Below are 14,316 nucleotides of genomic sequence, written 5' to 3'. Positions count from 1 at the left end.
AAGACTAAATCATAAAAAAAGCCCCTCAAAAATTGAGGGGCTTTTTTTATTTTACCGTAAAGCTGTAGCTCTTTCTTACCAACTGTCCGCTTAAGGCTACACCTTCTAAAGTAACCAGGTATTTGCCCGGCTCGTCGGCGGTAAAAAACTTGAAGTTGGCATTGCCTTTTTCATCAGTAATCAAATCGGGTTTCCAATAAATGGTCGACCTTAAATCAGCCATATCCTTGTTTTGAGCGGCAACATCATAGGCGGGCGCATAAAACTCTTTGGCCATGGCATATCCAGTTTTTAATTTACTAAACCCAAGGGGTTGTTTAGGTTTTGGCCTCCATTCGGTGGTGAAGAATACAATTCCAAACCTAGCCGACATCTCATTCGATAAATATCTTCCTTTGGGCAAGCTAAGCACAGGATTTGAAGGTGATTTTAAGTTAAGTCCTACGCCCGTAGCATAAAGTCCCCCTCTAATTACTTGGATACCTGCCAAATTACTGGGGTCGACGCCACTCAAATCCGATATCGGATTTCCATCTAACAGAAGCAACATGGGGCCTTCTATTTCTTTATTTCGGCCATAAATAACATTATGCCTGATATTTATGCCCTGAATTCCAATCAATAAGGTAACTACGCTGCCCGAAGTCTGCAGCCTATCTGGCGTAAGGGTATAATCGGCTGGTGTAATTGTGGGCAATGCCGACTTATAGATAGGCGGATTTCGGGATGTTTTAACCACCACTTCTTTAAGCATGATTTTTCCGTTTTTCAAGCCATATTTTCCCAATTCGTTGAAACGTTGCTCGGTAGCCGCCAGGTATTTGACCAATACGGAATCTTTTGCGCCTCCTTTCGGCCTCTCGTTTGGCAAACTCGCAAAGGCTACCCTGTTATCTATTAAGATCTGTGCATTGTTTCTGTCTTTGGCATTTTTGGCGCGTAAAATAACCGTGGTACTATCCGGAAAAAACAAGTTGTCAAATACGAAACGGCCATTGGCATCGGCCACCGTATCTAGCAACAGCAAGGTACTGGGCACAAACAGGTTGATCTTGCCATAAGGAATGGGCTTGTTGTGGAGGTTAACAATGGTGCCATTGATGGCAAAACTTTCCTCTGGACGGAATTTTAAATGGGATTGGCCATTTGGATGCATAATCTCTTCCCACTTAAACCTGCGCCAACCCTGGGTAAGCAACAACAAGTCCAACTGTCTTTCTTTGGTGGGATTAACAGCCGTAAAATAATAATTCGGCTTTTCTATATTTCCTTTTAGATCGGAAGTAAGCAACAGGTTAGATAAAATACTCGTTTCGTTATCTTCGATCTGGTTTACTTTGTCTTGATTAACCACCGACACCGAAAAACTGCCTACTTCTCCCTTTGCCTTGGAGTTTTCTACATGGAGCGACAGATTAACCTGCTCTCTCTTGCCATAGCTTTCTTTGGGGGTACTCATGGCAGCCTTTAAACCGTCATTTCGACGAACAAAGACCAATCTTTCGGCCAAAGGCATCATGTCTGGCGTAAAGAGCGTAAACTGAACAATGCCTTCTGGCAATTCGTTTTTCGGCAATTTAGAAGAAATCGTTCCTTTATCCAGTTTGATTTTGGTGGTGTATTTAACCATCCCATTAGATTGGGCAACCACCACAAACTCATTATCCTGAGCCAGATCTGAAGAGCAGTTTACGCGCATCATCAAATTTTCATCGTCTAAATGACTTAGGCTAAATACATAGCCCTTTGTAGCCGCCTGGGGCAATTGGTAGCGTTTCTGTATGCCATCGGCAACAACTACGGCAGTGTAGCGCTCGCCTGCAAGCGGCGTTAGGGCAAAAAGCCCCATGCCCAAATGTTCTGAACCGATGACTGCCACTTTTTTGCCTTCCTTATCTTCTACATAGCCTTCCACAGCTGTACCCATTCCGTTTTCGTCAACCGCTTTAAAGGCCACTTTCGAACGGATACCGTTGACCAGATTTCCACCTTCGGGAAAAAACTGCACATCAATGGCCTTTACGCTGCTTACTACAGGTGTGCTTTTGGCTACCTTAACCACATCGTTTTTGTTAAACAGGGTATTGAGCAACAGCTTATTAAAAGCATAGTCTTTTTTCAGGTTGTAATTAACGGTAATTATGCCTTGACTATCTGTTTTGCCTGTGCCGCTAAACAGCTTGTTGCCTTCGTAAATCAAATTATAGCTGACCTCTTTATTGCGTTCGGGCTCGTTGTTGAAATTGGTATAGGTCAGCGTGGCTTTTAGCGAAGTTCCGTTGGCCGTTGGACTGAGGTCAAATTTGGTATCAACCCATACCCTGTCATGAAATGCATCGCCTATGGTAATTTCTTTCCTGAACAAAAAGGAATCGTCAAAATTGCGCATCCAATTGGTATAAGCCCTGAGCTGATAGGTTCCGGCGCTAAATACCGTATCAGAGAGATCGATATCGCCGTTGGCCAAACCATTTTCCAGGGGCAGCACCAAAGTTTTTTTGACCGAATCATTTTCATCAACCACATCTATATAGAGCACTTTGCTCAGCAACGAAAGCTTGTTTTCTTCGGCATTAACCACATAGGCCTTGAACCAAAGATCGTCGCCCACGCTGTAGTAGGGCTTATCTAAATGCAAGTGTACTTTTTCTTGGGGCGAATTGGCGGTAAACTGCTCCAGTTTCTCCAATAAAGAATCAAGCAGGTCGTCTTTGGCCACAAATGCACCAAAAACACTTAAGCTGATAAAGGCAACAACAACAAAGAGTGATTTTTTCATAATGGTTGAGAAACAGGTTAAATATTGTAGTTAATTTATCGTTAAAACAGTATTGACAACTTGGCTTCAAAACTTTAGCATTTTATTTTACCGTAAAGCTGTAGTTCTTTCTAACCAGTTGTCCGCTTAGCCCCACTCCTTCTAAGGTTACCAGGTATTTGCCCGGCTCGTCGGCGGTAAAAAACTTGAGGTGGGCATTGCCCCTATCGTCGGTAATCAGGTCGGGTTTCCAGTAAATCGTCGACCTCAGATCGGCCATTTCCTTATGCTGTTCAGGCACATCGTAGACAGGCGCATAAAACTCCTTGGTTAAGGTATAGCCGGCTTTTAGTCTGCTTAAACCCAAAGCCGGTTTTGGTTTGGCCCTCCAATCGGTGGTAAAAAATACAATTCCATAAGCCGAGCTCATCACGTTGGTAAGGCCTTTATACTGTGGGCCATCGACAACCGGATCAGCAGGTTCCTGCAGATTTAGTCCTATGCCCGAAGAATAAGCCCCTGCCCTAACGATCTGTATGCCGGCCAAAGTACTGGGATCGATCATGGTGGCATCTTTAATTGGCCTTCCGTCCAACAGCAACAGCATAGGCCCTTCCATCGCTTTTCTACGTCCATAAATGATATTGCTTCTCACTGAAATCCCAGCCATACCCGTAAAAAAGTTGAGCACATTGGTGGAGGATTGGAGCTTATCTGGCGTTATGGTATAATCGGGTGGACTGATAGCAGGAAGCGCCGATTTATAAATAGGTGGATTTCTGGAAGTCTTGATTTCTACCGGCTTGAGCAAAATGCTGCCATTAATCAAACCATATTTGCCCATTTCGCTAAATCTTTGCTGCGCAGCCGCAAGGTAGCTTACAAATACGGCATCTTTTGCGCCATTGGTTTTAGCCAAGGGCAAACTTGAAAAGCCTACTCTGTTATCGATCAAGATCTGAGCATTATTGCGCTCTTTGGCATTTTTGGCGCGTAAAATCACTGTAGTACTATCCGGAAAAACCAAATTATCGAACACAAAACGGCCGTTGGCATCGGCCACCGTATCCATCAGCAACAAGGTACTGGGTACAAACAGGTTGATTTTGCCATAAGGAATAGGCTTATTATTGAGGTTCACAATGGTACCGTGGATGGCAAAACTGGCTTCGGCATTAAACTTGAAATTGGCTTGGCCTTCTGGCTGCATCACATCGCTCCATTTAAACCTGCGCCAGCCTTGGGTAAGCATCAGCAGGTCTAAATTCCTGATTTTGGTGGCATCGATGGCCGTAAAATAATAGTTGGGTTTTTCTATGTTTCCCTTTAAATCGGAAGTTAGCAACAGGTTAGACAAAATGGTGGTTTCGTTATCTTCTACCTGATTCACTTTGTCTTGGTTAACCACCGATACCGAAAAACTGCCCACTTCTCCATTTGCCTTGGCATCTTCAACATGCAAGGCAAGGTCAACTTGCTCTCTTTTGCCATAGCTTTCTTTAGGCGTGCTAAACTTCACATGAAGACCATCATTCCGATGAACAAATACCAATCGCTCGGCCAAGGGAGACATGTTGGCGGTAAAAAGCGTAAACTGCACAATGCCTTCAGACAACATGTTTTTAGGCAATTTGGAAGAAACCGATTCCTTATCCAGCTTGATTTTGGTGGTGTATTTGATAATGCCGTTTGACTGCGCCACCACAATTACTTCATTATCTTGTGCCAATGCTGGCGAGCAATTGATGCGCAACAACAGGTTTTCATCGTCCAAATGATTTAAGCTCAACACATAGCCCGTAGCCATGGCTTGAGGCAACTGATAGCGTTTTTGCTCGCCATCTTTAGCAATTACAGCCGTATATTGCTGCCCTGCCACAGGCGTAAAAGCAAAAAGTCCCATGCCCAAATGTTCTGAACTGATGGCCGCCACCTTTTTACCTTCCTTATCTTGTACATAGCCTTCAACAGCCGTGCCCATTCCGTTTTCGTCAACCGCTTTGAAAGCCACTTTCGAGCGGATTCCGCTGACCAAATTTCCTCCTTCCGGAAAAAACTGCAGATCGATTGTTTTGGCCTGATTTACTACCGCAACAGTTTTGGCTACTTTGATCGCATCGTTTTTGTTAAACACCGTATTGAGCAACAATTTGCTAAGCGTATAGTCTTTTTTAAGGTTATAATTTACGGTAATTATACCTTTGCTATCGGTTCGGCCCGTGCCGCTAAACAATTTATTGCCTTCGTAAACCAGGTTGTAGCTTACTTCTTTATTAATTTCGGGCTCGTTGTCAAAATTGGTATAGCTGAGCGTAGCTTTTAGTGCGGTTCCGTTGGGGCTTGGGTTCAGCTCAAACTTGGTGTCGGCCATTACCTTATCGTAAAGCGCATCGCCGATGTTGATTTCTTTCCTGAACAAAAAGGCGTCGTCAAAATTGCGCATCCAATTGGTGTATGCCCTCAACTGATAGGTTCCTGCCCTAAACGTGGTATCAGAAAGATCGATATTGCCATTGCTCAAACCGTTTTCCAAAGGAAGCACCTGTGTTTTTTTAACCTTCCCCTTTTCATCAACAATGTCTACATAAAGCACCTTGCTTAAAAGCGATAGCTTGTTTTCTTCGGCATTAACCACATAGGCACTAAACCAAATGTCTTCTCCAATGCTGTAATACGGTTTATCCAAATGCAGATGCACTTTTTCTTGCGGATTTTTACTGGTGTACTGCTCAAGCTTTTCGATAAAGGAGCTTAATGGCCCGTCGTCTTTGAGCAAAAAACCAGACAACGCTATAAAACCAACTGCAACAAGTGCCGGCAGAAAGAGACGCTTTTTCATATCGTTAATAGTTAGGCACTTAAATATAAGAATTTTAATCTAAACTTTTAGTTGTTTGGGATAATCTCGCTGCCGAACATAAATTTTAATACCTTAGTTAGAAATTAAACCTATTGCCATGCCGTCAAGATTTCTCCATACTTTCCTGTTGCTCATTTTTCCCAGCTTTATGGCCAATTCTTATGCCCAATCGTTTACCGCAACTGCGCTAAAAACAGAATACCTGGTTAATCCGATTGGATTAGACAACCCCAATCCGCGTTTTACCTGGCAAATGGCCGATACCAGAACCGGCGCCAAACAAACTGCCTTCAGGTTAATGCTGGGTACTGACTCGCTGGCTTTGGCACAAGGCAAAGCCAATGTATGGACTACCGGATGGCTACAGACCAGTGCACAGCTCAAATCTTATTCGGGCCCGCAACTAAAACCTTTTACTAAATATTATTGGCGGATTGATATCGCCGACCAGCACCAAAAGAAATCCAGTTCGGTAAAAATAGCCAGCTTCGAAATGGGCATGATGAACTCCAAAAACTGGCAGGGCGCCTGGATTGCCGATAATGAGAACGCCAAACTTAAACCTGCTCCCTATTTCAGGAAAGTTTTCGAAGCTAAAAAGCAAATCAAATCGGCCAGGGCCTACATCGCTGCCGCAGGCTTATACGAACTCTCGCTCAACGGGCAAAAGGTAGGCAACCACAGGCTCGACCCGATGTACACGCGTTTCGACAGGAGGAATTTATACGTAACCTACGATGTAACCCAGCAGCTTCAGCAAGGAAAAAATGCCATTGGTGTGTTGTTGGGCAATGGCTGGTACAATCATCAATCGACGGCCGTATGGTATTTTGACCGTGCTCCCTGGCGCAACAGACCCACATTTTGCCTGGATTTACGTATTACCTATACCGATGGCAGCGTAGAAATCATTAAATCGGGCAAGGATTGGAAAACCGACCTCAGTCCTATCATTTTCAACAGCATTTATACGGCCGAACATTATGATTCGCGTTTGGAGCAAGCGGGCTGGAATACGGTTGGTTTCGACGATAGCAAATGGAAAAACGTCATTTTCCGTTCTGCACCTTCCTCACAAATTGTGGCCCAAGCCATGCATCCGGTACGCAACGTAGAAGAAATCAAGGCCATTAGCCTCAAAAAATTTGACGATACCACTTATGTTTTCGATCTGGGGCGCAATATTTCGGGCGTGAGCAAAATCAAGCTGCATGGTCCTGCCGGCACCGTGGTTAAGCTCAAACATGGCGAAAGACTTTATCCCAACGGGCATGTAGACTTGTCTAATATCGATGTGCATTACCGCCCTACCGACGATAAAGACCCATTCCAAACCGACATTCTCATTTTAAACGGCAAAGGCGAACAAAGCTTCATGCCTCATTTCAATTACAAGGGTTTTCAATATGTAGAGGTCAGCAGCAGTGTCCCTATTCGATTGGTTAAAGAAGATTTGGTAGGCTATTTTATGCACAGCGACGTACCCGTGGCAGGAAGCATCAAAGCCAGCGATCCTTTTATCGAAAAATTACAGTTTGCCACCAATAACTCTTACCTGTCTAATCTTTTTGGCTACCCTACCGATTGTCCGCAACGCGAGAAAAACGGCTGGACTGGTGATGCGCAAATTGCCATAGAAACCGGCCTGTACAGCTTTGACGGCATCACCATTTACGAAAAATGGCTGGCCGACCATCGCGATGAACAACAGCCTAATGGGGTTTTGCCTTCCATTATCCCTACCGACGGCTGGGGTTACGAATGGGGCAACGGACCCGATTGGACCAGTACCATTGCTATTATCCCTTGGAACATTTACCTGTTTTACGGCGATACAAAAATCCTGCAAGACAATTACGACAATATCCGCCGTTATGTAAACCATATTAACGAAACCTATCCAAGTGGCCTAACCACTTGGGGCTTGGGCGATTGGGTACCTGTAAAATCCGTATCGCCGGTCGAGCTTACTTCTACCTGCTACTATTACGCCGATGCGCTGATCTTGGCCAAAACGGCAAAAATTTTGGGTAAAACTGCCGACTATCAGCAATATTCGGTCCTGGCGGCTCAAATTAAAAATGCCTTTAACGCCAAATACCTCAACCGTGCCACAGGCCTGTATGGTTCGGGACTACAAACCGAGCTGAGCGTGCCTTTGTTTTGGGGCTTGGTTCCCGACGACCTAAAGCACCGCGTAGCCGAAAACCTGGCCAAACGGGTCGCAGCAGATAACTTCCACCTCGACGTAGGTTTGTTGGGCACCAAGGCCATCTTGTCGGCGTTGAGTAATAATGGTTTTGGCGAGGTTGCCTATCAACTGGCCAGCCAGAGAACCTTTCCGAGCTGGGGCTGGTGGATTGAAAACGGCGCCACTACACTGTACGAAAACTGGAACATCCAATCGAAAAACGATATTTCGCTCAACCACATCATGTTTGGCGAAATCGGTGCCTGGTGGTATAAATCGCTTGGAGGCATCAAGCCCGACGAAACGCAACCGGGTTTCCAGCATATTTTGCTGCAACCTCAAGTAGTTGAAGGATTGGAAAGTTTTGAAGCTACGCACAATGGTCCCTATGGTCAAATTGTGTCGGGATGGGAGAAAAAAGGACAGCAACTCACCTATCATTTTGTGGTTCCGGCCAATGCAACGGCAAGTGTCGATATTCCGATAGCCAAAACACAGACAGCCTATTTAAACGGCAAACCCGTCCAAGCGGGACTGATCAGGTTACCTGCCGGAAACCATCGCCTAGAACTTCGGTAAATTGCCAAAAACAAGACATTTTTTCAGTATAAATCACTAACTTACAGACAATTAGTCAATAAAAACCGAAACATAGCGACAAAATTTCCGATTGGTGAAGCAAAACGGCAATGGCATTTGTTTTGATTTAAAAGGGAATATGAACTTCAACAACTTTACCATAAAAGCACAAGAGGCCATACAAAAGGCTTCCGAAATAGCACAAGGCAATCAACAGCAGGCTATCGAAACAGCACACCTGTTAAAAGGTCTGCTATCGGTTGATGAAAACGTAGTTTCTTATGTTTTAAAGAAACTGAACGTGAACCTTAACGTGTTGGAACAAAACCTCAACACCGCTATAGAAAAATTACCAAAGGTTTCTGGTGGCGATATTTATTTGTCGTCGGGAGCCAACTCGGCCCTGCAAAAAGCCCAGTCTTACCTCAAAGAGTTTAAAGACGAATTTGTGGCCGTAGAACATATTTTATTGGGTATTTTGGCCGTTAACGACTCTACTTCCAAACTATTGAAAGATCAGGGCGTAACCGAAAAAGACCTTAAAAAAGCCATTACCGAATTGCGTGGCGACAGTCGGGTAACCGACCAAAATGCCGAGGCAACCTACCAGGCTTTGAGCAAATATGCCCGCAACCTGAATGAGTATGCCGAAAGCGGCAAGCTCGATCCGGTAATTGGCCGCGATGAAGAAATTAGGCGTGTGATCCAAATTCTTTCGCGCCGTACCAAAAACAATCCTATCCTGATTGGCGAACCTGGTGTTGGTAAAACCGCCATTGCCGAAGGCATTGCCTTTAGGATCATTAAAGGCGACGTTCCGGAAAACCTGAAATCGAAAACCGTATTCTCTTTAGACATGGGCGCTTTGATTGCAGGAGCCAAATACAAAGGCGAATTTGAGGAACGTTTAAAAGCCGTAGTGAAAGAGGTAACGCAAAGCGATGGCGATATCATCTTGTTTATCGATGAGATTCACACCTTGGTTGGCGCAGGTGGTGGCGAAGGTGCCATGGATGCGGCCAATATTTTAAAACCAGCCTTGGCCCGTGGCGAATTGCGTGCCATTGGCGCAACCACGCTGGACGAGTACCAAAAATACCTCGAAAAAGACAAAGCTTTAGAGCGTCGTTTTCAAAAAGTAATGGTTGAGGAGCCTGATACCCAAGATGCCATCTCTATTTTGCGTGGCTTGAAAGAACGCTATGAAACCCACCACAAGGTGAGGATCAAAGACGAAGCCATTATTGCCGCCGTAGAAATGTCGCAACGCTATATTGCCGATAGGTTCTTGCCCGACAAGGCCATCGACTTAATGGACGAGGCGGCTTCTAAACTGCGTATGGAAATGGACAGCGTACCCGAGCACGTAGATGCCCTAGACCGCGAAATTATGCGCTTGGAAATTGAACGCGAAGCCATTAAACGCGAAAAAGACGATAAAAAAGTAAAAGAGCTTTCTGAAGAAATTGCCAACCTTTCGGCCGAGCGCGATGAGTTTAAAGCCAAATGGCAAGGCGAAAAAGACTTGGTTGATGCGGTAAACAATCAGATTGAGCAGATCGAGCAGTACAAACTGGAAGCCGAGCAGGCTGAACGTGCCGGCGATTATGGCCGCGTAGCCGAAATCCGTTATGGCAAAATCAAAGAGGCTCAAGATAAGGTTGAAAAACTAAAAGCCGATTTGGAAAGCCAGCAAAGCGACAGCAGAATGCTGAAAGAAGAGGTTACTGCCGACGATATTGCAGGCGTGGTAGCCCGTTGGACCGGCATTCCGGTAACCAAACTGGTAGCCAGCGAGCGTGAAAAATTATTGCACTTGGAAGATGAGCTACACAAACGCGTGGCTGGTCAGGAAGAAGCCATTGAGGCCATTTCCGATGCCATCCGTCGCTCACGTGCCGGTTTGCAGGATAAACGCAAGCCCATCGGATCGTTCATTTTCTTGGGCACCACTGGTGTTGGTAAAACCGAGCTGGCCAAAGCCTTGGCCGAATTCCTGTTCAACGACGAGAACGCCATGACCAGGATCGACATGAGCGAATACCAAGAAAGACATGCCGTTTCGCGATTGATTGGAGCGCCTCCGGGCTATGTAGGCTATGATGAAGGTGGCCAGCTAACCGAGGCGGTAAGGCGCAAACCTTATTCGGTGGTGTTGCTCGACGAAATCGAAAAAGCGCACCCAGATGTATTCAACATCTTGTTGCAAGTACTTGACGATGGACGTTTAACCGACAACAAAGGCCGTGTGGTAAACTTTAAGAATACCATTATCATCATGACTTCGAACATCGGTTCGCACCTGATCCAGGATAATTTCAAAAGCCTGGACGATGAAAACCGCGATGAAGTGATTGCCAAAACCAAAAACGAATTGTTTGAGCTTTTGAAGCAAACCATCCGTCCGGAGTTTTTGAACCGTATCGACGAGCTGATCATGTTTACTCCACTCAACAGAACAGAAATCAGGGATATTGTGGCCCTGCAGTTCAAACAGGTGCAAAAAACCTTGGCCGAGATGGGCATTACCCTCGAAGCCAGCGAAGAAGCCCTCGATTGGTTGGCCGAATTGGGCTACGACCCACAGTTTGGCGCCAGACCTTTAAAACGTGTCATCCAAAAAAGAATATTGAACGAATTGTCTAAATCTATTTTGGCCGGAACCGTTGACAAGGAAAGTAAAATCAAACTCGACATGTTCGACCATCAGTTTGTTTTCTTAAACGAAAAAGCGGATTAAAATCCTCCAGCTATTTTAAAAGCAAGCCCTTCGGGAAATCTCCCGAAGGGCTTTTTGATGCGCTATACTTCGAGATACACTTGCGAAGTTTTGAAAACTTCGCAAGTGTTCTCCACAAGAGAGTTGCCTCAATTTGCTGGTGAAGAACACCAGCAAAAGCTAAAAGTGAACCAAAACCCTCCATAGCCTTTACAGCCATCGCCAGTATTCTTAGCCAATAGTTTTGTTAAGTTGTTGGCTAAAAACCACGCGCTATCGTTGGTGTTCTTCACCAACGACATTACCTATTTCAATTTTGACAAATTTGCCATTATAGAACACCAGCAAAAGCATCCTCCTGGATTTATAGTCATCATTGGTATTCTCCGCAGGCAGTCTTGTTAAATTGCAGGCTAAAAACCACGCGCTATCGTTGGTGTTCTTCACCAACGACATTACCTATTTCAATTTTGACAAATTTGCCATTGAAAACACCAGCAAAAGCATGAGATACACTTGCGAAGTTTTAAAAACTTCGCAAGTGTTCTTCATCAAAAAATCATAAACAATTTTGTATTTTAGTTTGATACATCCCATAGTCCATGACCAAACATAGCCGTTTTCTCCTATCTCTGATTTTGTTCTTTATCAGTTTATCGGGCCAGGCCCAACAAATCAACTACAAGGAAATGGTGCAGTACGACAGCGTACGCAAAGCGGCGCCAAGAGAAAAACTGTACATGCAATTAGACAAGCCGGTTTATGCCATGGGCGATACCATCTGGTTTAAGGGCTACCTGATTAACGCCAGTTTGCTCAATTATTCAACAACCAGCGCATTGATTTATGTAGACATGATCGATAAAAAAGGACAGGTGGTGCAAACGGTGAGTCTGCCTACGCAATACGGCTTAACCTGGGCTGGTTTGGCCATCGACCCCAACAAATATGAAGCGGGTACCTATACTTTTAGGGCCTACACCAACTGGATGCAGAACTTTGGCGATACCTTTCTGTTTAAAAAAGAAATCCAAATTCTGGATATTGCCCCAACGCAGCCAACCGGCCCAAGCACAGCGACGGCCAAAACGCAAAACGCCAAGAGCAATGCCCCGAACAGCAGTAAAAAACCGTTAATCGACCTGCAGTTTTTGCCAGAAGGTGGCACCTGGATTGCCGAACGTCAACAAAAACTTGCCTTTAAGGCTCTCAACATCAATGGCAAGGGCACCATTGTAGAGGGCGACATTCTGGATTCCAAACAGCAGAAAGTGGCCACCTTCAAATCGAACAGCATGGGAATGGGCTATTTTGATTTTACCCCCAAAACCGGCGAAATTTATGTAGCCAACTACAAATCAGCCATTGGCAATGGCAGTCAGCCCCTGCCTAAAACACAGCCCAATGGCATTACGCTCAGGCTAAACAATAACCTGAACGGCGATTCGATCGGTATCTCCATCCTTTCAGATCTGCCCAACCAAGAACTTACCATTTTAGGCCAGTCGAGGGGCGTATTGTGTTTCTTGGCCAAAATCAAGCCCAATTCTACCTACAAAATTGTTCGGGTGCCCAAAAACATCTTCCCTACTGGGGTTTGCCAGATTTTGGTTCAAAACGAGCAGCAACAAACGCTGAACGAGCGCAATTTCTTTATCAATCATCACGACGAACTTAAGGTACAAATGACTGCCACAAACCAAAGTTTTACGGTGAGAGATAGCATCCCGATCCATCTTAAAATAACCGACCAAAGCGGGAAACCCATTGCGGGTTCTTTTTCTTTGGCCGTTACCGACGACGGACAGGTGAAAAAAGACAGTTTAAACGACCAGAATATCCTGAATTACCTGCTGCTGAGTTCCGACCTGAAAGGCGAAATCGAAAACCCAGGCCATTACTTCAATGTTTCAAACGCACAGCAGCAAGAAGAACTCGAAGCGCTCATGCTTACCCAAGGCTGGGTGAGTTACCAGTGGGACCTGAACAAAAAGCCAACATTTAAAGCCGAAAGCGAATTTACGGTAAGCGGCAAAGTAACCAACATCACCAATAAACCCATTGCAAAAGGGAAGATTACCCTGCTCAGCACCCGCAAAGGCTTTATGGTCATGGATACAGTAACCAACGACAAAGGAGAATTTGTGTTCAGGAATTTTCCGGCAATGGACAGCTTGTCTTTTTTAATCCAAGCACTTAATGCCAAAGGCAACAGGGGTACTTTAGGCATCGAAATGAATGAATTTAAACGACCAGCTATAGCCCTTGCAGCTCCAATCGTACCCCTTACGGCCATGCCAGAAACCCCGGATAGCGCCAGCAAGCAAATGATTACGAGCCAAAGACAGGCTTCTACCTACCGAGGTGGTGGCATTGGCTTGCGCGAGGTTAAAATAACGGGCAAAAAAGTAGTCAAAAGTTCTAAAAACCTGAATGGACCAGGCGAGGCAGACCAAACCTTTTCTGAAGCCGATTTGGAGAAACTGAATAAAAAAACGTTGCTCAATGTATTGGAAGAGAACGTAAAGGGCTTTAGGATGGGCTTTAAGCGCAGAACCAACATCAAAGAATTTATGGTCAATTTTGCCCTTGTAAAGCTGGTTATCGATGGCGTTGATGTAGATTTCTTCTACTCTCCTTCCGATTGGCCGATTACCGATGCGCATTACCAGCACCTCAAATATTACCTCGACTATTATACAGCCGAAGATGTACAGGGCATAGAGATTATGAAACACGCCCGAAATGCAGGTCGGTACCGCATGCAATTTTTAAATCCGATGGATGATACAGAATATGCGTTTATAGAAATAACCACCAAAACCGGCTCTGGCCCCTTCCTCAAAAAAGCGGCCAACATGTATATCTATAAGCCCCTGCCCTATGGCGACAACAAAATTTTCTACAGCCCGAAATATACCGTAGCCAACAAAACCAATAAAACACCCGACCTTCGGTCCACCTTGTACTGGATGCCAAACATCGTTACCGATAAAAACGGAGAGGCAAACGCCCATTTCTTTGCCAGCGACCGCAAAGGCACTTATACCGCATGGCTGGAAGGAACCGATACCGAGGGGAATTTTGGCTTTAAGGCCATCAAAATTACGGTTAAATAAACTTGGGCCAATTTGCTTCTCCTCATGGCTTAGTGTACGGACATAAAAATATAACCGAAAATTTTTAATCTGATTTACAGATAGTTAAAG

At 45.0% G+C, this 14,316-nt stretch carries 5 protein-coding genes; 3 read left to right on the top strand and 2 right to left on the bottom strand.

Annotated elements, in window-relative coordinates; translation table 11 throughout:
* Positions 1-46: 46 nt before the first annotated feature.
* Entirely contained in the window at positions 47-2,779 is a 2,733-nt protein-coding gene (locus VRU48_RS01225) for a hypothetical protein (protein ID WP_330106112.1), read from the bottom strand.
* A gap of 82 nt (positions 2,780-2,861) precedes the next feature.
* Entirely contained in the window at positions 2,862-5,597 is a 2,736-nt protein-coding gene (locus VRU48_RS01220) for a carboxypeptidase-like regulatory domain-containing protein (RefSeq protein ID WP_330106111.1), read from the bottom strand.
* Positions 5,598-5,715: 118 nt separating this feature from the next.
* On the opposite strand from VRU48_RS01220, the gene VRU48_RS01215 reads away from it, so the two are divergent.
* From VRU48_RS01215 to VRU48_RS01205, 3 genes are all read left to right on the top strand, one after another.
* Positions 5,716-8,388, top strand: coding sequence for an alpha-L-rhamnosidase (locus VRU48_RS01215; RefSeq protein ID WP_330106110.1), 2,673 nt, complete (start codon positions 5,716-5,718; stop codon positions 8,386-8,388).
* Between the two features lie 139 nt (positions 8,389-8,527).
* Complete coding sequence (clpB, locus tag VRU48_RS01210; RefSeq protein WP_330106109.1) at positions 8,528-11,128, top strand: ATP-dependent chaperone ClpB; 2,601 nt, start codon at positions 8,528-8,530, stop codon at positions 11,126-11,128.
* A gap of 581 nt (positions 11,129-11,709) precedes the next feature.
* Positions 11,710-14,226: a hypothetical protein gene (locus VRU48_RS01205; protein ID WP_330106108.1), complete on the top strand. Its 2,517-nt coding sequence runs from the start codon at positions 11,710-11,712 to the stop codon at positions 14,224-14,226.
* Positions 14,227-14,316: the final 90 nt, after the last annotated feature.

Source organism: Pedobacter albus, from assembly GCF_036324255.1.
GTDB lineage: Bacteria > Bacteroidota > Bacteroidia > Sphingobacteriales > Sphingobacteriaceae > Pedobacter > Pedobacter albus.
This window is presented reverse-complemented; position numbering and strand designations above follow the sequence as displayed.

What these genes read in the sequence shown, in the direction of transcription:
- VRU48_RS01225 (WP_330106112.1), bottom strand. Translation starts at nt 2,779, where the DNA reads ATGAAAAAATCACTCTTTGTTGTTGTTGCCTTTATCAGCTTAAGTGTT.
- VRU48_RS01220 (WP_330106111.1), bottom strand. Translation starts at nt 5,597, where the DNA reads ATGAAAAAGCGTCTCTTTCTGCCGGCACTTGTTGCAGTTGGTTTTATA.
- VRU48_RS01215 (WP_330106110.1), top strand. Translation starts at nt 5,716, where the DNA reads ATGCCGTCAAGATTTCTCCATACTTTCCTGTTGCTCATTTTTCCCAGC.
- clpB (WP_330106109.1), top strand. Translation starts at nt 8,528, where the DNA reads ATGAACTTCAACAACTTTACCATAAAAGCACAAGAGGCCATACAAAAG.
- VRU48_RS01205 (WP_330106108.1), top strand. Translation starts at nt 11,710, where the DNA reads ATGACCAAACATAGCCGTTTTCTCCTATCTCTGATTTTGTTCTTTATC.